The sequence below is a fragment of the Bacillus sp. FSL W8-0848 genome, assembly GCF_038007805.1.
GTDB classification, from domain to species: Bacteria; Bacillota; Bacilli; order Bacillales; family Bacillaceae; genus Bacillus; species Bacillus glycinifermentans.
Genome location: NZ_JBBOYB010000001.1, coordinates 2,623,921 through 2,646,757, shown reverse-complemented (window position 1 = coordinate 2,646,757; position 22,837 = coordinate 2,623,921). Strand labels below are relative to the sequence as shown.

The 22,837-nt window shown below is 48.1% G+C and carries 19 protein-coding genes and 1 riboswitch; of the genes, 17 read left to right on the top strand and 2 right to left on the bottom strand.

What is annotated here, in order from left to right:
• Window positions 1–204 precede the first annotated feature (204 nt).
• Window positions 205–1,239, top strand: coding sequence for a phenylalanine--tRNA ligase subunit alpha (gene pheS / locus NSQ39_RS13925; protein WP_046131925.1), 1,035 nt, complete (start codon window positions 205–207; stop codon window positions 1,237–1,239).
• A gap of 15 nt (window positions 1,240–1,254) precedes the next feature.
• Window positions 1,255–3,669, top strand: a complete 2,415-nt coding sequence (gene pheT, locus NSQ39_RS13920) for a phenylalanine--tRNA ligase subunit beta (RefSeq protein ID WP_175075734.1) — start codon at window positions 1,255–1,257, stop codon at window positions 3,667–3,669.
• A 50-nt stretch (window positions 3,670–3,719) separates the two neighbouring features.
• Here pheT and NSQ39_RS13915 read toward each other — a convergent pair whose 3' ends face one another.
• On the bottom strand, window positions 3,720–4,523 hold the full coding sequence (locus NSQ39_RS13915) for a zinc-dependent metalloprotease (protein WP_175075733.1): 804 nt from the start codon (window positions 4,521–4,523) through the stop codon (window positions 3,720–3,722).
• A 511-nt stretch (window positions 4,524–5,034) separates the two neighbouring features.
• Here NSQ39_RS13915 and NSQ39_RS13910 point away from each other — a divergent pair.
• Window positions 5,035–5,262, top strand: coding sequence for a hypothetical protein (locus NSQ39_RS13910; protein ID WP_053071197.1), 228 nt, complete (start codon window positions 5,035–5,037; stop codon window positions 5,260–5,262).
• Between the two features lie 600 nt (window positions 5,263–5,862).
• On the opposite strand, the gene rnhC is transcribed toward NSQ39_RS13910, so the two are convergent.
• A complete protein-coding gene (gene rnhC / locus NSQ39_RS13905; RefSeq protein ID WP_175075732.1) occupies window positions 5,863–6,804 on the bottom strand; it encodes a ribonuclease HIII in 942 nt (313 codons plus the stop codon).
• Between the two features lie 150 nt (window positions 6,805–6,954).
• Between rnhC and zapA the strand changes: the two genes are divergently transcribed.
• From zapA to NSQ39_RS13835, 14 genes are all read left to right on the top strand, one after another.
• Window positions 6,955–7,212 carry a cell division protein ZapA gene (gene zapA, locus NSQ39_RS13900; protein ID WP_006637920.1) on the top strand — a complete coding sequence of 86 codons (258 nt, stop codon included), beginning with the start codon at window positions 6,955–6,957 and terminating at the stop codon, window positions 7,210–7,212.
• 8 nt (window positions 7,213–7,220) lie between these two features.
• The gene (locus tag NSQ39_RS13895) at window positions 7,221–7,754 is read left to right on the top strand and encodes a CvpA family protein (protein ID WP_046131929.1); all 534 of its coding nucleotides are present in this window, start codon (window positions 7,221–7,223) and stop codon (window positions 7,752–7,754) included.
• Between the two features lie 120 nt (window positions 7,755–7,874).
• Window positions 7,875–9,590, top strand: coding sequence for a DNA polymerase/3'-5' exonuclease PolX (gene polX / locus NSQ39_RS13890; RefSeq protein ID WP_175075731.1), 1,716 nt, complete (start codon window positions 7,875–7,877; stop codon window positions 9,588–9,590).
• A 16-nt stretch (window positions 9,591–9,606) separates the two neighbouring features.
• The gene (locus NSQ39_RS13885) at window positions 9,607–11,964 is read left to right on the top strand and encodes an endonuclease MutS2 (RefSeq protein WP_175075744.1); all 2,358 of its coding nucleotides are present in this window, start codon (window positions 9,607–9,609) and stop codon (window positions 11,962–11,964) included.
• Between the two features lie 17 nt (window positions 11,965–11,981).
• Window positions 11,982–12,386, top strand: a complete 405-nt coding sequence (locus NSQ39_RS13880; RefSeq protein WP_046131931.1) for a DUF350 domain-containing protein — start codon at window positions 11,982–11,984, stop codon at window positions 12,384–12,386.
• Window positions 12,387–12,608: 222 nt separating this feature from the next.
• Window positions 12,609–14,288 (top strand): AMP-binding protein, encoded by a 1,680-nt coding sequence (locus tag NSQ39_RS13875; RefSeq protein WP_175075730.1) that lies wholly within the window; start codon window positions 12,609–12,611, stop codon window positions 14,286–14,288.
• 137 nt (window positions 14,289–14,425) lie between these two features.
• Window positions 14,426–15,022, top strand: a complete 597-nt coding sequence (locus NSQ39_RS13870) for a TetR/AcrR family transcriptional regulator (protein WP_175075729.1) — start codon at window positions 14,426–14,428, stop codon at window positions 15,020–15,022.
• A 2-nt stretch (window positions 15,023–15,024) separates the two neighbouring features.
• A complete protein-coding gene (locus NSQ39_RS13865) occupies window positions 15,025–15,801 on the top strand; it encodes an enoyl-CoA hydratase (RefSeq protein ID WP_175075728.1) in 777 nt (258 codons plus the stop codon).
• A 31-nt stretch (window positions 15,802–15,832) separates the two neighbouring features.
• Window positions 15,833–16,606, top strand: a complete 774-nt coding sequence (locus NSQ39_RS13860) for an electron transfer flavoprotein subunit beta/FixA family protein (RefSeq protein WP_175075727.1) — start codon at window positions 15,833–15,835, stop codon at window positions 16,604–16,606.
• A 39-nt stretch (window positions 16,607–16,645) separates the two neighbouring features.
• Window positions 16,646–17,623, top strand: coding sequence for an electron transfer flavoprotein subunit alpha/FixB family protein (locus NSQ39_RS13855; RefSeq protein WP_216899127.1), 978 nt, complete (start codon window positions 16,646–16,648; stop codon window positions 17,621–17,623).
• Between the two features lie 179 nt (window positions 17,624–17,802).
• Complete coding sequence (trxA, locus tag NSQ39_RS13850; RefSeq protein WP_003184189.1) at window positions 17,803–18,117, top strand: thioredoxin; 315 nt, start codon at window positions 17,803–17,805, stop codon at window positions 18,115–18,117.
• Between the two features lie 145 nt (window positions 18,118–18,262).
• A complete protein-coding gene (uvrC, locus tag NSQ39_RS13845; protein ID WP_046131937.1) occupies window positions 18,263–20,035 on the top strand; it encodes an excinuclease ABC subunit UvrC in 1,773 nt (590 codons plus the stop codon).
• A gap of 63 nt (window positions 20,036–20,098) precedes the next feature.
• Window positions 20,099–20,280: riboswitch (Lysine riboswitch) on the top strand.
• A gap of 143 nt (window positions 20,281–20,423) precedes the next feature.
• Entirely contained in the window at window positions 20,424–21,656 is a 1,233-nt protein-coding gene (locus tag NSQ39_RS13840; RefSeq protein WP_341015493.1) for an aspartate kinase, read from the top strand.
• Between the two features lie 112 nt (window positions 21,657–21,768).
• On the top strand, window positions 21,769–22,797 hold the full coding sequence (locus NSQ39_RS13835; RefSeq protein ID WP_175075725.1) for a site-2 protease family protein: 1,029 nt from the start codon (window positions 21,769–21,771) through the stop codon (window positions 22,795–22,797).
• The last annotated feature ends 40 nt before the right edge of the window (window positions 22,798–22,837 follow it).

Sequence of the window (22,837 nt, the reverse complement as noted above, 5' to 3'; positions counted from 1 at the left end):
CTTGAGTTGTCGCCGGGACCGCATGATATGCGTAAAGGCGAACCGGAGCCAATCCGTTATGTCAATGAAGCGAGAAACAAAGCTTGTTTTGCTTTGTTTAAAAAGGGTGGTACCGCGGGCCACGATTCGTCCCTTTCAATAAGAAAGGGGCTTTTTTATTTGTCATTCATCGGTTTGTCCAGATAAAAGGAGGAATTGCTAAACATGCAGGAACAGCTGAAACAGCTTGAAAAAGAAGCGGTAGCCAAAGTTGAAGCCGCACAGTCATTAAAAGAAGTCAACGATGTCCGTGTCGCGTATCTAGGCAAAAAAGGACCAATTACAGAAGTGCTCAGGGGAATGGGGAAGCTTTCCGCAGAAGAAAGGCCGAAAATGGGCGCATTGGCAAACGAAGTCAGAGAGACGATTGCCGCCGCGATTGCTGAAAAAAACGCACGTCTTGAAGAAGAAGAGGTCAAAAGAAAGCTCAAAAGTCAAACGATCGATGTTACGCTTCCGGGAAATCCCGTCAAAACGGGCGCAAAGCATCCGCTGACCATCGTGATCGAGGACATTGAAGACCTGTTTATCAGCATGGGATATTCTGTAGAAGAAGGCCCAGAAGTGGAAACGGATTACTACAATTTCGAAGCATTGAACCTTCCGAAGGATCATCCGGCGCGCGATATGCAGGACAGCTTCTACATCACCGAAGACACGCTGATGAGAACACAAACATCAGGGGTTCAAACGCGTACGATGGAAAAGTATAAAGGAAAAGGCCCGGTGAAAATCATCTGCCCGGGAAAAGTGTACCGCCGTGACAACGACGATGCAACGCACTCTCACCAGTTTATGCAGATCGAAGGGCTTTGCGTCGATCATAACATCAGCATGAGCGATTTGAAAGGCACGCTTGAAACCGTCGCGAAAAAGATGTTCGGCGAAGATCGCGAAATCAGACTGCGTCCAAGCTTCTTCCCGTTCACAGAACCATCTGTTGAAGTTGACGTTTCCTGTTTCAAATGCGGAGGAAAAGGCTGCTCCGTTTGTAAACAAACAGGCTGGATCGAAATTCTCGGTGCAGGAATGGTCCATCCGAACGTGCTTGAAATGGCGGGATTTGATTCCAAACAGTATCAGGGCTTTGCGTTTGGAATGGGTGTCGAACGCATCGCGATGCTGAAATACGGCATTGACGATATCCGTCATTTCTATACGAACGATGTCAGATTTTTATCTCAATTTAAACAGGCTTAAAGAGGAGGACGCGTGATGTTTGTTTCATATAAATGGTTGGAAGAGTACGTGAATTTAGACGGAATGACGCCTGAGATGCTTGCGGAAAAGATTACAAGAAGCGGGATCGAAGTAGAAGGCGTTGAATACAAAGGCGAGGGCATCAAAGGGGTTGTCATCGGACATGTTCTTGAGCGGGAGCAGCATCCGAACGCAGACAAATTAAACAAGTGTCTCGTCGATATCGGCGCTGATGAGCCAGTTCAAATCATTTGCGGCGCCCCGAACGTCGATAAAGGGCAAAAAGTAGCCGTTGCAACGGTCGGCGCCGTACTGCCGGGCAATTTTAAAATCAAGAGAGCGAAGCTCCGCGGCGAAGAGTCAAACGGTATGATCTGCTCGCTTCAGGAGCTCGGCATTCAAGGCAAGCTCGTGCCTAAGGAATACGCGGAAGGCATTTTCGTATTCCCGGGCGATGCCGAAACCGGAACGGACGCGCTGAAGAGCCTTGCGCTCGATGATGCGGTGCTGGAGCTCGGACTCACGCCGAACCGCGCCGATGCGATGAATATGCTCGGCGTCGCCTACGAGGTGGCGGCGATTCTCGGACGCGATGTGAAGTTTCCTGAACCGTCATATCAGCCGGGTGCTGAAAAAGCGGAAGATTACATTTCGGTTCAAATCGAAGACCGGGAAGCAAATCCTATGTATGCGGCAAAAATCATTAAGGATGTCAATATCGGTCCGTCTCCGCTCTGGATGCAGACGAAGCTGATGAATGCAGGAATCAGACCGCACAACAATGTCGTCGATATTACAAACTTTGTCCTGCTCGAATACGGCCAGCCTCTGCATGCTTTTGACTATGACCGCTTCGGCTCAAAAGAGGTCGTCATCCGCAAAGCGAAAGAAAACGAAACGATTGTGACGCTCGATGAGCAGGAAAGAACGTTGTCAGCCGATCACCTTGTCATCACAAACGGCTCTATTCCGCAGGCAGTAGCAGGCGTGATGGGCGGAGCAGATTCTGAAGTCCGCGAAGATACGAAGACGATTTTGCTTGAAGCGGCATATTTCAGCGGAAAAGTCGTACGCAAAGCTTCAAAAGACCTCGGGCTTCGAAGCGAATCAAGCATCCGCTTCGAAAAAGGAATCGATCCTGCGCGGGTGAGCCTCGCCGCAGAACGGGCCGCAGACCTGATCAGCCGCTATGCAGGCGGAACCGTGCTGGAGGGCACTGTGGAAGAAAATCACCTCGATATCGAGCCAAAAGTCATCAGCCTGTCCGCTGATAAAGTGACGAAAGTGCTCGGCATGTCCATCAGCAAAGAGGAAATGGCCGATATTTTCAAGAAGCTCGGCTTTTCCGTAGAAGAAGCTGACGGCAAGCTCACCGTAACCGTTCCGACGAGAAGGGGCGACATTACGATCGAAGAGGACCTGATCGAAGAGGTCGCACGATTGTACGGCTATGACAATATCCCGTCTACGCTTCCTGAGGTGGCAGGCTTTACCGGCGGTCTCACCCCGTATCAGGAAAAGCGGAGAAAGGTCAGACGCTTTTTGGAAGGCGCGGGGCTTTCACAGGCGATCACGTACTCGCTGACAAACGATAAAAAAGCGACCGCATTCGCCCTTGAAAAGTCGTTCAAAACGATCCTTTCACTGCCGATGAGTGAAGAAAGAAGCGTATTAAGGCACAGCCTGCTTCCGAACCTGCTCGACTCTGTCGCCTATAACCTGGCGCGGCAGACCGATTCAGCAGCCTTTTACGAAATCGGCTCGGTTTTCTTAAAAGTCGAAGAACAGACAAAACCGGTCGAAAAAGAGCATGTCGCCGGAGCCGTGACAGGACTGTGGCACAAAAACCTTTGGCAGGGCGAGAAAAAGCCGGTTGACTTCTTCGTCGCCAAAGGCATCGTCGAAGGCCTTTTAGAAAAGCTCGGAGTGCAGGAAGGCATCGAATTCGTTCAATCTGAAAGAAAAGAGCTTCATCCGGGACGGACGGCCAATATTTTGCACAACGGCAGCCTAATCGGTTTCATCGGCCAGCTCCACCCATCAGTCGAAAAAGAGCTTGATCTGAAAGAAACGTATGTATTCGAGCTTGACTTGCACGCACTTTTCGCTCTGGACGTTCCGGCCATCACGTATACGGCCATTCCGAAATACCCATCCGTCACACGCGACATCGCGCTTGTCGTAAACAAAGACATCGCAAGCGGCCAGCTTGAAGACGTCATCAAAAAAGCCGGAGGGAAATTATTGAAGGAAGTGCACGTTTTTGACGTCTACGAAGGCGAGCACATGGAAGAAGGCAAAAAATCGGTCGCTTTCAGCCTCCAATATTTAAATCCGGAACAAACGCTGACAGAAGAAGAAGTGACAAAAGTTCACGACAAAGTGCTGAAAGCCCTGGAGGAAACGTATCACGCTGTGTTAAGAGGATAAAACTTAAAAACATAACCGGTTCCCATGTATCAGGAACCGGTTATGTTTTGTTATTGATACCAAACTTTATTTTTCTCGATGAGCTCGTTGTGAGCCTCATCCCAGACATCGACTGTGTATGCGTAGTCATAGTTCATAATGCAGCGGATTCCGCTTCCTTGCGGATCATGTTCCACGCCGAAGTTATGGGAAAATTCGTGTCTTGCCGCTTTTGCCGAATTTTCCGTTCCCATGTCGAGCGTGACGCTGAAGGCGGGACCGTCCGGCTTAACAGGATATTGAAAAGCGATGCCGCCCGCTTCAAAGTTGTCGTTGGCTGTAAAGCCGGCTACAAATTTATAAGGCTGGCCCTCGAATTTGGCCGCAAGGTTGTCAAGAATGTCAGAGGCGTTCTTACCGGAAGAATTCCAAGGGGCAAAGGCTTCCACGACAAAGTCAATATCATGGTCGCGGTTAAACATTTCGTCCGCCTCCTCAACAATTTGGACGATTCTTGTTTTCCAATCCTTATATTTCGTCCGAAATTGCTTATCAGCCACTGCCAATACGTTTACCTTTTGTTTGCCCGTGCTGGCTTGAGTCGAAAATGTGCCGGTGTTTACATTCTTGTTAAATGTCATCGTACCGGTTGTGTTTCCTTTTTCATCCAACACCTTTGTTTTCGTTGTTTTTTCAATGTGAACTTTGCCGGTTAAATCTTTAAAACCTTCCTTAGGTTTAGGCAATGCTTCCTTATGAATCCCTTTCGCTTCATGAACATGCTCATGATGACCGCCCGTTTCCGCGACTCCCGCCGCCCCGGGTATTAAACTTGCAGAAAGCAATAAAGTAAAGAATAAAGACCGTTTTTTCATTTAAAAAATTCCCTCCTTAGTTTTTAACAGACTAAAGATTCGTCTAGTTAACTAGAAATCCCTTTTTTGTCCAAAAAGAGGAAAATATACATGGATTCTTATGACAAACCTTTCAATGTAACTACAAAGTTCGTTGAAATTCGACAAAAAATCTGCCGTTTGACAGGGCTTTTCAAACAGATCTATAGGCCTTTTATTTGCTAATCTTCTGATAAATTGTAATAATCTCAAGCAAAAAGATCGAAATTCAGCAAAGGTTGCGCCGCTTTGTGTTTCCTGCGGGAATAGAAGCACGAGAAAGGCGCTGCCTGGCCATATCATTGTTGTTTCGCATAAACGATGGACAAGCCTTCCTCCTCTATGAACCTTATTTTGTACCTCATTCTTTCTCTCAATAAATTTTAACCAAATCGCTTTCCTCTGGATCGCTGGAAAAAACTATTTCATATTTCTTTTTTTTAGTATAAAATCATTAATAGTGCAAAATAACCATTCAGAAAGGATCGGGACTATGACGAAAAACCCAAGCAATAATACTCAAACATTTATCATTTTAGGCTGGATATGTACCGGTATATCACTGCTGCTTATTCCGATTTTATTTGGTGCAGGAGGAGTTATTTTTGGATATCTAGTAAGAAGTAATGGGAAAGTACAACACGGCACAATTATGATGATCGCAGCTATCGCTTGTGGTTTATTTGGTGTTGTATTAGGAATGGCTACGGCCGGATATTAAATTCATTCCAAGCGATAACGGGAATCGGGGACAGTCAGTATACATAAAAAAAGCAGGCGGGGTGGTCTGCTTTTTTACTTGATTATGATGCCGGGATGCCAATGGACCGTGATCTCAGGACGTACCTTTTGCTGCCCCTGTTTTTCAATGCTCTTTAAGAAGGGTTATGATAATGGGCTTGATTTATGTGGAATATCTCAGTGATTCCAATATAACTAAGTACATACCATAATAAAGCAAAGCTTAATCAGGAGAACCTGTTATAGAAGGTGACTGCCGTGACACCGAAGAATAGAAATATTTGTAGAATGGTTACTCTTATTGGGAGCTAGCATAAAAAATTAATGAAAATGACAGAGAAATAATCCTTATGATCATGAAGATCATTATGTCTTGCCAAGACGATACACCCATTCCGTTTCGAATATTTACTGTAAATGGATCGATGATAAGAATATTGTCAGTTTCATCGTGAAAAGCCGGGATTAATGCAGGATATAGCCGCGAGCAGAAATACTCCCCGGAACCCCGGGAATTTGTGCTTCCTGCCAAAACCGCCGGGAACCCCTGCAAGTCAGAAGTTCCCGCTGTTTGGCACATTCAGATTTTCGACGCCAGCCGCTTTGCTTTCTCCGTATTCGCAAAGTGGCGTTTCGTGAAATGGCCGAGCGCTGCTTCGCCGTGTTTCTTGATCAGCTTTGCGGCCGCTTCATCGACGAGCGGTCCCGCTCCTTTCGGAAGCGTCATGCCGGCTTCTTTTGAAAGCTTGTTCATTTCCATTAAAAATGAATAGCGCGCGATGATCGAAGCGGCGGCGACGGACAGGTGAATGCCTTCCGCTTTTGTGCTGAAATATGTACGTTCTTTGATCGCGTTTCTGCCGGCCAAGTGTTTAAAATAAACGGCCGGTTCTGCGAACTGGTCGATTAAAATTGCTTCAGGCCGGGTTCCGTCAAGTTTATTCAGAAGGTTTGTGATCGCCTGGTTGTGCAGGAGGGCTTTCATTTTCCCTTGGCTCATGCCTTTTTCCTGCAATTCATTGTATTTTTCGTTTTTTAACACGAGCAGGCTGTATGGGACCGTCTTGATGAGGTCGCGGGCGATTTCGACGATTTGCGGATCTTTTAAATGTTTGGAATCCTTGACGCCGAGCTCTTGCAGAAGCGGAAGCTTTGTTTTATCCGCGTACACGCATGCGACTGTCATCGGACCGAAGTAATCTCCGGTGCCGACTTCGTCCGAGCCGATGACAGACATTGAGCCGATGCCTTCAGGCGGCTGATAAAGAGAAGCGGTACGCGGTTTGGCAGCGGATTTTGCTGCTGCTGGTGCTTCGGCAGAAGCCGCCCACCGTCCGGCTTCTGTTTCGGCGTTTTTTCCCTGAAACAGCACCTTTCCGGATTTATATGCCGTAATGGTGCAGCCTTGGGGCTTCGCCTGAAAAACCGCTCCCTGCACAGAAAGGGAGGTGATGTCGGAACGGTAATGGCTTTTCATGCGTTCAATAACAGACTGGGGAAGTTTTAAAACTGAATGTGACACGGTTTAATCTCCTTTTTTAGCCGGTAAAACAGGCTTTTTCACACGTTTTTATAAGTGTATCATAACAGCGGAGGGCTCGTCTTTCCATTCAATCTCTAAACATGTTATGATAGAGTCTAGGATTCTCGTTGCAGGAATGGAGGAGAAACGTTGTCTGATGGTCGAAAAACGAAAACAACAGTTGACATCTACGGTCAGCAATTCACAATTGTCGGCGATGAAACGAAAAGCCATATGAGGCACGTTGCCTCAATTGTCGATGATAAAATGAGAGAAATCAATGAAAAAAATCCGTATCTTGACATAAATAAACTCGCCGTTTTGACGGCGGTAAATGTTGTGCATGATTATTTGAAGCTGAAGGAAGAATTTGAGAGATTGAAAGGACAAATTAAAGAAAAGGATTGAACATCAAGATGCTAGATATCATCATTATTGTTTTGCTTTTGTCCGGTTTGTTTATCGGTCTGAAAAGAGGATTTATCCGCCAGTTTATCCGTTTGGTGACGTTTATCGCAGCGATTGCCGTGGCGGGGATCTATTACCGCGACCTTGCGCCGAAGCTGAGCTGGATTCCGTCGCCGGATTTCACGGGCGGGCAGTCCGCGCTTACATTTATCAACGGAAGCATTGAAAATGCCTACTATAATATGATTGCGTTTCTGATTCTCTTTTTCCTGACGATTATCCTATTGAGAATTGCGGCATCATTTTTGGATGCTGTCGCGCAAATCCCGGTTCTTAAACAAATCAACCAAATTCTCGGAGCTGTGCTCGGTTTTGCGGAGATTTACCTGTTCATTTTCATCGTCCTGTTCGTCGGATCGCTGCTGCCGATCGACGTTCTGCAAAACATGATGGCCCACTCCGTATTGGCTGATATGATTGTAAATAAAACCCCGTATTTATCAAACTTGTTAAAGAATCTGCCGGTTCAGTACGGATCTTAAAAACTTCTCTTTTCGGAGAAGTTTTTTTTTCCGGCTGCAATTTGTCGAATGATTGTAGGATCAGCCAAAAATTTGTATGATGGAATCAGGTGAACACGGGGAAATAAGAGGTGAAACATATTGCATAAAAAAGATGTCATCAGATTGCTTGAAACGATTGCGATTTACATGGAGCTAAAAGGGGACAACCCGTTTAAAATATCCGCTTTCAGAAAAGCCGCCGCGGCGCTTGAACAAGATGACCGCAGCCTTTCCGAAATCGATGATATGATGTCGCTTTCCGGGATCGGCAAAGGGACGTATGCCGTCATTAAGGAATATATGGATCACGGGGCATCGAGCACGCTTGAACGTTTAAAAGAGGAGGTTCCGGAAGGGCTTGTTCCGCTTTTGAAGCTGCCCGGTCTCGGCGGCAAAAAAATCGCCAAGCTCTACCAGGAATTGGGCGTCTGTGACGCGGAATCATTAAAAGAGGCCTGTGAGCAGCAAAAGGTTCAGGGGCTGGCCGGATTCGGCAAAAAAACGGAGGAAAAAATCCTTCAGGCTCTCGGAGAAGCCGGAAAACGTCCTGAACGGTATCCGATCGCGGCGGCGCTCGCCGTTGCCGAGGTGATTGAAGGGCAGCTTGAAGGGATCCCGGGACTGATCAAGTTTTCGCGCGCCGGAAGCCTCAGACGGGCCAAAGAAACCGTGAAAGATCTGGACTATATCATGGCCGTCACAGATCCGGCCCTGGTCCGCGAGGGGCTCCTGAAGCTGTCAAACATTAAAGAGGTCATTGCCAGCGGTGATACGAAAGTATCGCTGACATTTGCGTTTGAATACGAAATCAGCGCCGATTTCAGGCTTGTGACCGAAGAGCAGTTTCCGACGACGCTCCACCATTTTACAGGATCAAAAGATCATAATATTAAAATGCGCCAGCTCGCCAAAGAAAGAGGCGAAAGAATCAGCGAGTACGGAGTCGAGACGGTTGAAACGGGAGATATTCAAACGTTCTCAAGCGAAAAAGAGTTTTTCGCCCACTTCGGATTGCCCTTTATTCCGCCTGAGCTGAGGGAGACCGGCAAAGAAGTCGATGAGTACAGAGACGATATCGGACTGATTACCTCAGATGATATCAAAGGGGATCTCCATATGCACTCGGCATGGAGCGACGGCGCGTTTTCGATCAGGGAAATGGCCGAAGCCTGCATGGCAAAAGGATACAAATATATGGCGGTCACCGATCATTCGCAATATTTAAAAGTCGCAGGCGGCTTAACGCCGGAAAGGCTGCGCATGCAAGCGAAGGAAATTGACGAACTGAACAAAGAATTTACCGATTTTCACATATTCAAAGGCGTTGAGATGGATATACTGCCTGACGGATCACTCGATTATGACGATGAGCTGCTGGCGGAAATGGATCTTGTGATCGCTTCCATCCATTCAAGCTTTTCACAGCCGGAGCACGTCATCATGAAACGGCTCGAAAACGCGCTGAAAAATCAGCACGTCGATATTATCGCCCACCCAACCGGCAGGCTCATCGGAAGACGGGCCGGCTATGAAGTCGATATCGACCGGCTGATCGAACTCGCCAAAGAAACGAATACGGCGTTGGAGCTGAACGCCAACCCCGCGAGGCTCGATCTCAGAATGGAGCATTTGCTCAAAGCGAATGCCGCAGGGGTGACGCTTGTCATTAATACGGACGCCCACAACACGTCGATGCTAGACGATATGGAAACGGGCGTTACGGCAGCGAGAAAAGGATGGACCCCGAAAGCGAACGTACTGAATGCCCGTTCGCTTGACGAAGTCCGCGCGTTTTTGTCTCGCCGCCGATCTTAAGGAGGTTTAATTGATTTTGCAGCAAAAAGCGCTATCAGCACTCGAATTTCATAAAGTAAAAGAGCAGCTTGCAGAGCATGCGGCATCTTCTTTAGGGAAGGAGATGCTCTTTGACCTGAAGCCTTCCCGCTCATTTGAGGAGGTCAAAAAGCTCCTGGAAGAAGTCGATGAGGCGGGGACTGTCCTGCGCCTGAAAGGCAGCGCCCCTTTCGGCGGGCTGTCGGACATCAGAAAAGCGGTCAGAAGAGCCGAAATCGGCAGCATCTTAAGCCCGGCCGAGTTTACGGAAATATCAGGTCTGTTATACGCCGCCAAACAGATGAAGCATTTTCTCGAAAGTTTGTTTGAAGACGGCGTTGAGATTCCTCACCTTCATCAGTATGCGGAACAGCTGATTCCGCTGTCAGACTTGGAGAAAGACATTAACTCGTGCATCGATGACCACGGAGAGGTCCTTGACCATGCATCAGAGACCCTAAGGGGAATCAGAACGCAGCTGAGGACGCTCGAATCAAGAATCAGAGACCGTCTGGAAGCGATGCTCCGGTCCTCTTCAGCGCAAAAAATGCTTTCAGACACGATCATTACGATTCGAAACGACCGTTTCGTCATCCCCGTTAAACAGGAATACAGGTCAAGCTACGGGGGGATTGTGCATGACCAGTCATCTTCCGGGGCTACGCTGTTTATCGAGCCCCAGGTCATCGTCGATATGAACAATTCGCTCCGCCAGGCGAAAGTAAACGAAAAGCAGGAGGTCGAACGGATTTTGCGCGTGCTGACGGAAAAAACGGCGGAGCACACGGATGAACTGTTACACAATGTAAAGATCCTGCAAACCCTCGATTTTATTTTTGCAAAAGCGAAATATGCGAAGGCGACGAAGGCAGTCAAGCCGGCCGTCAATAGAGACGGCTATGTCCGCTTCATCCGGGCGCGCCATCCGCTTTTGCCCGCCGATCAGGTCGTTCCGAACGATATCGAGCTCGGCGGTGATTATACAACGATCGTGATCACGGGCCCGAATACGGGCGGAAAAACGGTTACGCTGAAAACGCTCGGCCTTTTGACCTTAATGGCCCAGTCCGGACTTCACGTTCCGGCTGAGGAAGGCTCGGAAACCGCGGTGTTTGATCAAGTATTTGCGGACATCGGGGACGAACAGTCGATCGAGCAAAGCTTGAGTACGTTCTCATCACACATGGTGAACATCGTCGACATTTTAAAGGACATGACGCCAAACAGCCTGGTACTGTTTGACGAACTCGGTGCCGGAACGGATCCGCAGGAAGGAGCGGCGCTTGCGATCAGCATCCTTGACGAAGTGTGCCAGACCGGCGCCCGCGTCATTGCGACGACCCACTACCCGGAGCTGAAAGCGTACGGCTATAACCGTGAAAATGTCATTAATGCAAGCGTCGAATTTGACATCGAAACATTGTCTCCAACGTATAAGCTGCTGATCGGGGTGCCGGGGCGAAGCAATGCGTTTGAAATATCGAAGCGACTCGGCTTGCCTGAGCGCTTGATCGGCCGCGCGAAAGCCGAAATGACGGCTGAGCACAATGAGGTCGATACGATGATTGCCTCGCTTGAAGACAGCAAAAAGCGCGCGGAAACGGAGCTGGCTGAAACCGAAGCGATCCGTGCGGAAGCGGAAGCCCTTCACCGCGATCTGAAAAAACAGATCAGCGAGTGGCAGGAGAAAAAAGACAGGCTCTATGAGGAAGCGGAGCAGAAAGCTGCCGAAAAGGTCAAGGAAGCGATGAAGGAAGCCGAAGACATTATCCAGTCGCTCAGAATGATAAAAGACGAGCAGAAAACGTTTAAAGACCACGAATTGATCGAGGCGAAAAAGCGCCTTGAAGAAGCGGTGCCTTCTTTTGAAAAAACAAAAAAGCCCGTTCAGAAAAAAACGGACAAGCGTACGTTGAATCCGGGCGACGAGGTCAAGGTTCTCACCTTTGGCCAAAAAGGAACGCTGCTTGAAAAAACAGGTGCTGACGAATGGAACGTGCAAATCGGCATCCTGAAGATGAAAGTGAAAGAAAAGGATCTTGAATTTTTGAAATCGGCGCCAGAACCCGAAAAGCAGCAATCGATCGCCAAAGTCAAAGGCAAGGATTATCACGTATCGCTTGAGCTCGACCTCAGGGGAGAACGCTATGAAAACGCGCTCCACCGGGTTGAAAAATATCTGGACGATGCGGTTCTCGCCGGATATCCGCGGGTATCGATCATTCACGGAAAAGGAACGGGCGCTCTCAGGAAAGGCGTTCAGGACCTCTTGAAAAACCACCGCAGCGTGAAAAACTCCCGGTTCGGCGAAGCGGGAGAGGGAGGATCAGGAGTTACGATTGTCGAACTAAAATAAAAAGGGAGTCTGGAAACATGAAAGAGTTTTGGGAAAATGATCTCGTGGAAATCGCCGCCTACTACAGCGTTTCCGTTCTTTGCCTGGTCATCTTCTTGACCGTATTCGAACTCGTCACCACGTATAAAAACTGGGAGGAGATTCAAAAAGGAAACATGGCGGTGGCGATGGCCACGGGCGGGAAAATTTTAGGCATCGCCAACGTTCTGCAAAAGTCGATCAGCCAGCACAATTCCCTTCTGCAAATGATGGGGTGGGGATTGTTCGGCTTCATGCTGCTTTTGATCGGCTATTTCATTTTCGAATTCCTGACGCCTCGATTCAGAATTGACAAGGAAATCGAAAACGACAACCGAGCCGTCGGTTTCATTTCATTTGTGATCTCCGTCGGCCTGTCATTCGTCGTGGCCGCCGGAATCTAAAGGGGACAGACATGGAGAAATTAGCGAAAATCCTGTTTTGCGCTGCCGGGGTATTTGTAATCATCGGTCTCATTTATATGTTGTTTTACGCTTAAGAAAAAAGACGCTTTCAGAGGCTGGTACCTTTGGCGTCTTTTTCTTTATTTAAAAAAATCATTACGTTCTGAAAATTGTTTTGATATACTGAAATCGAGACTATATTTTGTTTAAAGGGGGGATCTTATGCCGACTGAAAAGCCGTGGCTGCTTCACTATCCAGAACAAATTCCTCATGACCTCCAGTTTGAAGATCAGACACTGCACTCCATCCTGCAACAATCCGCCCGACAGTTTTCTGAAAAAACAGCGATTCATTTTCTCGGAAAGAAACGAACGTATCAGCAAGTATATGAAGAAGCGTTAAAAATGGCAGATTATTTATTGATGCTCGGCATGAAAAAAGGAGACAGGGTATCAATCATGCTGCCGAACTGTCCTCAGGCCGTCATCGCGTACTACGGCGTACTCTTCTCCGGCGGGATCGTCGTCCAGACGAATCCTCTCTACACGGAAAGAGAGCTTGAACATTTGCTGAAAGACAGCGGAGCTGAAATGATCATTACCCTTGATGTGCTGTACCCGGCGGCTTTCAAAATGAAAGCGTTAACAAACGTGAAGCATATTATTGCAACGGGAATTAAAGATTACCTGCCTTTTCCGAAAAATTTGCTGTATCCGTTTGTCCAAAAAAAGCAGCAGCGGTTTTCGATCGAAATCGCGGAAAACGAAACGACGCATCTGTTTCGGACGATCATGAAGCGCCCCGTCCCTCCGCATCCGCCGGAAATCGGCATTGATCCCGCTCACGACATCGCGGTTTTGCAATATACTGGAGGCACGACAGGAACTCCGAAAGGCGTCATGCTCTCCCACCGAAATATTTTAGCCAATTTGGAAATGTGTGCGGCATGGTTTTACCGATTAAAAAAAGGAAACGAGAAAGTGCTCGGCATCGTTCCGTTTTTTCACGTATACGGGATGACGGCAGTCCTCAACTTTACGATCAGGCAAGGGTATGAAATGGTCCTTTTGCCGAGATTCGATGCAGAAACCGCCTTGAAGACGATCGATAAAGAAAAGCCGACCATATTTCCCGGCGCGCCCACCATTTATATCGCCCTGTTGAACCATCCTGATCTCAAGCGGTATGATCTGTCGTCCATCAAAAGCTGTTTAAGCGGATCGGCAGCATTGCCCGTCGAGGTCAAGCAGCAGTTCGAAAACATTACCGGAGGCAAGCTTGTTGAAGGTTACGGACTGTCTGAAGCGGCGCCCATCACCCATGCCAATTTTATTTGGGACAAAAATAAAGCGGGAAGCATAGGCTGTCCGTGGCCCGGCACAGACGCCGCCATCTTTTCGGAAGACACGTGCGGTTTTCTGGAGCCTTATGAGCACGGAGAAATCGTTGTGAAAGGCCCGCAGGTCATGAAAGGGTACTGGAACAACTGTGAGGAAACGGCAGCCGTTCTCCGTGACGGCTGGCTTTTTACCGGGGATATCGGATACATGGATAAGGACGGCTTCTTTTACATCGTCGACAGAAAGAAAGACATGATCATTGCCGGCGGCTACAACATTTACCCACGCGAAATCGAAGAGGTGCTTTACGAGCACGAAGCGGTGCAGGAGGCGGTCGTAGCGGGAATTCCCGACGAATACAGGGGAGAGACCGTGAAAGCCTTTGTCGTTTTAAAAGAACATGTTACAATTACGGAAAAGGAATTGGACGAATATGCCAGATCGCGCCTTGCTCCTTACAAAGTTCCGAAGGTCTATGAGTTCAGGGACGAACTTCCGAAAACGGCGGTCGGCAAGATTTTAAGAAGGGCGCTCGTTCAAGACGAAAAGGCGAACGTATAATATCCTGATCAGCCGTCTGCCGCCGGCGGCGGATCGGGAAGAAGTTCTTTTCTAGCGCTTGACAAAGCGCGTCATTTTATTTACGATTAAGTCATGAATGAATACTCATTCATTTAAGCGGAAAGGAACGAAACCAATTGAAACAAAAGCGACCAAAGTATATGCAGATCATCGACGCAGCTGTTATTGTGATTGCAGAAAACGGATACCATCAGGCACAGGTTTCAAAGATCGCGAAGCAGGCCGGCGTGGCGGACGGGACCATTTATCTTTATTTTAAAAATAAAGAAGATATTCTCATTTCGTTATTCAAAGAGAAAATGGGCCAGTTTATCGAGCAGATGAATGAAGAGATGAAAGCGAAGCACTCGGCGACCGAGAAGCTTGCGCTGTTCATCAAGAAGCACTTTGAGCTGCTCAGCGGCGACAGGCACCTGGCGATTGTGACCCAGCTTGAGCTGAGGCAGTCGCACCGGGAGCTGCGCCTGAAAATCAATGAAATTCTAAAAGGTTATTTAATGATTCTGGAGGACATCATCACCGAGGGAAAAGAAGCTGGCGAATTTCAAGATAAGCTTGATGTGCGGCTGGCGAAACAGATGATTTTCGGGACCGTCGATGAGACTGTCACGACCTGGGTGATGAATGATCAAAAATACGATCTGCCGCAGCTGGCAGACAGCATTCACGAATTGCTGATACACGGTTTCAGCAGGAAGAAGGAGGAGAAATAATCATGAGGACAATAACTGTTGCGACAGACGGCCATGTTGCCGTCATCACGATTCAGCATCCGCCTGCAAATGCGCTTTCCACAAAGGTCCTTGACGATCTGTCAGCATGTCTTGATCAGCTTGCCTCAGACAACAATGTCAGAAGCATTATCATTCACGGTGAAGGAAGATTTTTCTCAGCGGGTGCGGATATTAAGGAATTTACCGAATTGATGGACGGATCGGATTACTCGGCCCTTGCCGACAAAGGACAGCAGATGTTTGAAAAGGTCGAATCGTTTCCAAAGCCGATCATCGCCGCCATTCACGGCGCAGCGCTTGGCGGCGGGCTTGAGCTGGCGATGGCCTGCCATATCCGGATCGCTGAGGAACAGGCAAAGCTCGGCCTTCCAGAGCTGAATCTCGGCATCATTCCGGGGTTTGCCGGAACACAGCGCCTTCCGAAATACGTAGGCACTGCCAAAGCGCTCGAAATGATCGGAACGTCTGAACCGATTTCCGGAAAGGAAGCGTTTGAATACGGCCTTGTCACCATCCTGGCGAAAGATGAAACCGAAGTGCTTGAGAAGGCAAAAGAGCTGGCCCGTAAATTTGCTGAGAAAAGCCCGAAAACATTGGCTTATGTCATCGAGCTGCTCCATTCAAACAAGGTGTATTCGTATGAAGGAAGCCTGAAGCTTGAAGGAAAGCACTTTGGCGACGTATTCCGTTCAGAAGATGCAAAAGAAGGGATCCAGGCCTTTTTAGAGAAGCGCAAGCCGCATTTCAAAGGGGAGTAACAAGCGCGAAAACAAGGGGGATAAAGCGAATATGAACATTTATGTCTTAATGAAGCGCACGTTTGATACGGAAGAAAAAATTCACATTGAACAAGGGGAAATCAGCCGGGACGGAGCGGAATTTATCATCAATCCGTACGATGAATACGCGATTGAAGAGGCGCTCCAATTAAAGGAGAAGCACGGCGGCGAGATCACGGCCGTCACCGTCGGTGAAGAGGAAGCTGAAAAGGAACTCAGGACGGCTCTGGCGATGGGGTGCGACAAAGCCGTTTTGATCAACATTGAAGACGATTTGGAGGAAGCTGATCAATATACGGCGTCAGCCATCCTTTATCATTATTTAAAAGACCGCGATTATGACATCATTCTCGGCGGAAATGTGGCGATTGACGGCGGATCCGGACAGGTCGCGCCGCGGCTGGCCGAGCTGCTCGGCATTCCGTGCGTCACGACCATTACAAAGCTTGAGGTAAACGGCAGCGATGTTGAAGCAGAACGCGACGCAGAGGGAGACCTTGAAGTCGTGCAAACGTCTCTTCCGCTTGTTGCGACCGCTCAGCAAGGGCTAAATGAACCGCGCTATCCTTCGCTTCCCGGTATCATGAAGGCGAAGAAAAAGCCTCTTGAAGAGCTTGAGCTCGATGACCTCGATCTTAATGAAGAAGACGTAGCCGCGAAAACAAAGGCGATTGAGCGCTTTCTGCCTCCGAAAAAAGAAGCCGGCAAAATCATTGAAGGTGAGCCGGAAGAGCAGGCAAGAGAGCTCGTGTCACTGCTCAGAAGCGAAGCCAAAGTGATTTAAGGGAGAAACACGGTCATCAAAATACAGGGGGAAACGGATATGAGCAAAAAAGTTATCGTATTGGGAGAATGCCGGGACGGCGCATTAAGAAATGTCACCTTTGAAGCCATAGCCGCGGGAAAAACGATCGCCGAAGGGGGAGAGGTGGTCGCGGTTCTGATCGGAGAAGACGTTTCAGATTATGCAGGCGAACTGATCCATTACGGCGCTGACAAAGTGCTGACGGCCGAGGACCCGCTCCTGAAAAACTATACATCTGACGGTTTCGTGCAAGCGTTTATGCCGATATTGGAAAAAGAAGAGCCGGATGCAATCATTGCCGGGCACACATCAGTGGGAAAGGATTTTACGCCGAAAGTTGCTGCCCGCCTTGGTACAGGGCTGATCTCAGATGCGATCGACGTCAGTGTGGCAGGCGGAAATGTCGTCTTTACGCGGCCGATTTATTCGGGGAAAGCGTTTGAGCGGATCGTTTCTGACGATGATACGATTTTTGCGACGATCAGACCGAACAACATCTCGCCGCTCGCCAAAGATGAAAGCCGGACGGGACAAGTCGAAAGCGTTCCGGTCAAGGTTGCCGATATCAGAACGATCATCAGGGATGTCGTCAAGAAAACGTCTGAAGGCGTTGATTTGTCAGAGGCGAAAATTATCGTCGCCGGCGGACGCGGCGTGAAAAGCGAAGACGGCTTTAAGCCGCTTAAGGAGCTTGCCGATGTGCTTGGAGGCGCGGTCGGAGCCTCGCGCGGGGCGTGTGATGCAGATTACTGCGACTATTCCCTGCAGATCGGGCAAACCGGAAAAGTCGTCACGCCCGATCTTTACATCGCCTGCGGCATCTCGGGAGCAATTCAGCATCTCGCCGGCATGTCAAACAGCAAAATCATCGTCGCGATCAACAAAGATCCCGAAGCCGATATTTTCAAGGTTGCGGACTACGGCATTGTCGGAGATTTGTTTGAAATCGTCCCGCTTTTGACGGAGGAATTTAAAAAGCTCATCGTCAGCGCATAACGGGCCGGCCTATACGGGCCGGCTTTTTATATAGGCACATTCCGCCCCGGGTGAAAATAACATAGGATAGGTGTAAAACTTTGCAGATAGGGAAACGTAAACTCAAGCAATATGTTAGCGTGAACCAAAGGGAGATGCTATACTAAAAAGCATAATTTCACAATTGGAGGAATGAAAGAATGGCTATCGTAAAAGCAACTGACCAAACATTTTCATCTGAAACAAGCGAAGGCGTCGTACTTGCCGACTTCTGGGCACCTTGGTGCGGACCTTGTAAAATGATTGCGCCTGTACTTGAAGAGCTTGACCAAGAAATGGGAGACAAACTGAAAATCGTAAAAATCGATGTTGACGAAAACCAGGAAACAGCCGGCAAATACGGCGTCATGAGCATCCCGACTCTGCTTGTGCTGAAAGACGGCGAAGTTGTCGAAACATCTGTCGGCTTCAAGCCGAAAGAAGCGCTTGAAGAGCTTGTCAACAAACATTTGTAATATAAAACGAGAAAAAGGCGATTCCCAAGGGGATCGCTTTTTTCATACGATCCCGCTTTCTTAAGGACCTCTAATTGTGGAGAACGTGTGGTCGCCCGTGGTAAACTAAAAGCAAGTAAAACGCCGAAACAAGGAAGGATTTTTGATGAATAAAACGATCAAAGAAAAGCTTGCCCTTCTTCCTGATCAGCCGGGCTGCTACCTGATGAAGGACAGACAGCAGACCGTGATCTACGTCGGGAAAGCGAAAATATTAAAAAACAGGGTCCGCTCTTATTTCAGCGGGTCCCACGATGCCAAAACGCAAAGGCTTGTCAGCGAAATCGAAGACTTTGAATACATTGTCACTTCGTCAAACATCGAAGCGCTGATCCTTGAGATGAACTTAATCAAAAAATACGACCCAAAATATAATGTGATGCTGAAAGACGATAAAAGCTACCCATTTATCAAAATTACGAATGAACGGCATCCGAAACTGATCGTAACAAGGAAGGTCAAAAAAGACAAAGGCCGCTATTTCGGACCCTACCCGAACGTGCAGGCCGCCAGGGAAACGAAAAAACTGCTCGACCGCCTGTACCCGCTCAGAAAATGCGCGAAGCTGCCTGACCGCGTCTGCTTGTACTACCACCTCGGCCAGTGTCTGGCGCCGTGCGTCTATGACGTAACAGAGGAGACGAACAGAGAGCTGACGGAAGAAATCACCCGCTTCTTAAAGGGCGGCTACAGCGACGTGAAAAAAGAACTGGAAGCGAAAATGCTTGAAGCATCGGAGAACCTCCAGTTTGAAAGAGCCAAGGAATACCGCGATCAGATCGCCCATATCGAGTCGACGATGGAAAAACAAAAAATGGCGATGAACGATATGGTTGACCGCGATGTCTTTGCGTACTCGTACGACAAAGGGTGGATGTGCGTCCAGGTCTTTTTCATCAGGCAGGGAAAACTGATCGAAAGAGATGTCAGCATGTTTCCTTTATACAGGGAAGCCGATGAAGAATTTCTTACGTTCATCGGCCAGTTCTACTCCAAAAACAATCATTTTCTTCCGAAGGAAATTTTGGTGCCGGACAGCGTCGACAAAGACATGATCGAGGAGCTTTTGGATGTCAAAGTCCGCCAGCCCAAAAGGGGAGCGAAGAAAGACCTGCTTCTCCTTGCCCATAAAAACGCGAAGCTTGCCTTAAAGGAGAAGTTTTCGCTGATCGAACGCGATGAAGAGCGGACGATCGGCGCGATCGAACGGCTCGGCAAAGCCCTCGGAATCTACACGCCGTACAGAATTGAAGCGTTCGACAACTCGAATATTCAAGGGACGGACCCGGTTTCGGCGATGGTCGTGTTTCTTGACGGAAAGCCGAATAAAAAAGAGTACCGGAAGTATAAAATCAAGACAGTCGAAGGGCCTGACGATTACGCCTCCATGCGCGAAGTCGTCAGAAGGCGGTACACGAGGGTGTTGAAAGAAAATCTGCCCCTGCCCGACTTGATTTTGATCGACGGAGGGAAAGGACAGGTTTCAGCCGCGCTCGATGTACTTGAAAACGAACTGAGCCTCGATATTCCTGTAGCCGGCCTGGTAAAAGACGACAAGCACAGAACATCGAACCTCCTGATCGGTGATCCGCTTGAGATCGTCCGGCTTGAACGGAACAGCCAGGAATTTTATTTGCTTCAGCGCATTCAGGACGAGGTGCACAGGTTTGCGATCAGCTTTCACAGGCAGCTCAGGGGAAAAAGCGCTTTCCAATCCGTTCTCGACGGGATTCCCGGCGTCGGGGAGCAGCGGAAAAAGCGGCTGTTAAAGCACTTCGGCTCGGTCAAAAAAATGAAGGAAGCGAGCGTTGAAGACATCCAGCAGGCGGGCATTCCGCTGAAGACGGCCCAATTGATTTTCGAGGCGCTGAAAAAATAACATTGACTTTTTGCAGGAATCTGATAGAATTTTTACTAATTTCATAATAAGATCGTGTGATATGGTGAAGATAGAGGTGCGAACTTCAAGAGTAAGCTTTCTGAGAAAGGTGGATTTCGATGACGAAAGCTGAAAGGGGAGCGTCGCCGAAGCGGGTAAAAATCCATTCGTTTTACCTGCTGGCTTTACATTGAATAAATGTGAGGCTGTCAAGAAAGTCACTTTCTTGGAGAGCTATCTCGTTGTTTAAGATCATCGGCGCAGTTTGTCGGTTAAAGCAATGAGGGGATTCTCTCATTGCTTTTTTGTTTTTCGCGAACAAACCGCCGATCCGGCTTTCCTCTTCATACATAGCCAAGCACGACTGAAAACAAAAAGGGTGGTATATATGGGTCTCATCGTCCAAAAATTTGGCGGAACTTCAGTAGGATCAGTGGAAAAAATCTTAAACGTCTCAAACCGCGTCATCGAGGAAAAAAAACGGGGCCATGACGTCGTCGTCGTCGTGTCCGCCATGGGGAAATCGACCGATTCCCTCGTCGCGCTTGCCAAGGAAATCACCGAACAGCCGAGCCGCCGGGAAATGGACATGCTGCTTACGACCGGTGAGCAAGTGACGATTTCTCTTTTGACCATGGCTTTGCAGGAGAAAGGATATAAAGCCGTTTCATATACCGGCTGGCAGGCGGGCATCCAAACCGAAAACATTCACGGCAATGCGAGGATCATCGATATTGAGACGGCCAAGCTGAAGGAGCGCTTGAAAGAAGGAAAAATCGTCGTAGTCGCCGGATTTCAGGGGGTCACAGAAGGCGGAGAAATCACCACGCTCGGAAGGGGAGGCTCCGATACGACGGCAGTCGCGCTCGCTGCCGCTTTAAAAGCCGATAAGTGCGATATTTACACAGACGTACCGGGCGTTTTCACGACAGATCCCCGCTATGTCAAAACGGCGAGGAAGCTTGCCGGAATATCCTACGACGAAATGCTGGAGCTTGCCAATCTTGGCGCAGGCGTCCTGCATCCGAGAGCCGTCGAATTTGCGAAAAACTATCAGGTCCCGCTAGAGGTCCGTTCAAGCACTGAAAAAGAAGCCGGAACATTAATCGAGGAGGAATCATCCATGGAAGAAAATTTAGTCGTCAGAGGGATTGCATTCGAAGACCAAATTACGCGCGTCACGGTTTGCGGCCTGTCAAGCGGGCTGACGACATTGTCGACGATTTTTACAACGCTCGCAAAACAAAACATCAATGTCGACATCATCATTCAATCGGTCACAAGCACGAGCCAAACGTCGATATCCTTCTCCGTGAAAACGGAAGACCTGTCAAGAACCGTTCAGGTGTTGGAGGAATACAAAGACGCGCTGCAATATGAGCGGATTGAGACTGAAAACAGACTAGCCAAAGTGTCCATCGTCGGTTCCGGCATGATTTCCAATCCGGGCGTGGCAGCTGAAATGTTCGCCGTGCTTGCCGAAAAAAACATCCAGGTCAAAATGGTCAGCACGTCCGAGATCAAAGTCTCAACCGTGATCAATGAAAACGATATGGTAAAGGCCGTTGAATCATTGCATGATGCATTTGAATTGTCAAAAATCAGCGTTCCGGCCAATTAAATCAGCATCCTGGAGGGTCAACTCCAGGATTTTTTATGTGAGGAATGTGAAATTTGTGTTAATATTGGCACATTGAGGATTTTAGCTGATAAGGAGAGTATGGAATCATATTATGACTGCATTGGTACATAGCATAGGCCCATTGGCCGTCGCAGCAATCGCCAGCATTGCCGTACACGAGCTGGGGCATATCCTTTTCGGGCGGATCGTCAGGCGCAAGGCCGATTGGCTGGCAATCGGGCCGCTCATCATATATAGAGACGGGAAAATCTTATTTCGCTGGAAGCACAAATATTTTGGCGGAGCCGTGTTTTTATACGGTGAAGCCATTACAAACAAGGAAGCGTACCGTAAAGAAAAAATTAAAGCGGCAGTGAGTCTTCTAGGAGGCCCGGTCACAAGTTTTCTGTCGGGATTTGGTTTTCTGTACGCTGGTCAAAACAATGAATACGCTTTTTATTTTGGCATTTTCTCAATTTTAATAGGAACAGGCACACTGCTATTTACGGATGGACTTCCTGCCATTCTCATTTTCACGAACAGCCTGTATGCCTATTATTATTTTTTGAGTGTAGAATTGATGACTTCCAAAGAGGAAAAGCAATTTGATTTTTTGCTGAAGGAATTGAGGGGCGAGCTGCAAAAGGTGAAAGCGGACTCCATTGAGAAGATCAGCCTGACTTGTTTGGGTGCATTGTATTTTTATTTATATTGTTCTCAAATCAATTTTAATATGACAAGCCGAGAAGGAGTAAAAATTCACCAATATATATTGAACGAAATTAAACATAAAGGGCTTGGCATATTCAAAAATAAGCAAAAAAGGTCTGTATTAACCGCCATTGTATATCTGGAAGAAATGAATTTATTAATGGAAGGTAATGCGGAGGCTGCTGAAACGCTGTATGCAAAGCTGGCTGATGCTGATGACCGCCGTTTATATGAGTTAAAGCGCGACGCCGTCATCAAGCAGGACGACAAGGCAAAAAGCCTGTATATCAGCGAATTGCAATCCGATGTATTTAACAGAAATACAATACTCCTTAAAATCGAAGAGGAATTTGTTCAAAAAGCAGGCGAATACATGACGGATGTACGGGGAGAAAGGTCGTGTGTGACGGATGGGAACGCGGAAATGTAACAACATCATACCGGGACAAAAGTCTTGTTATGATAAAAAG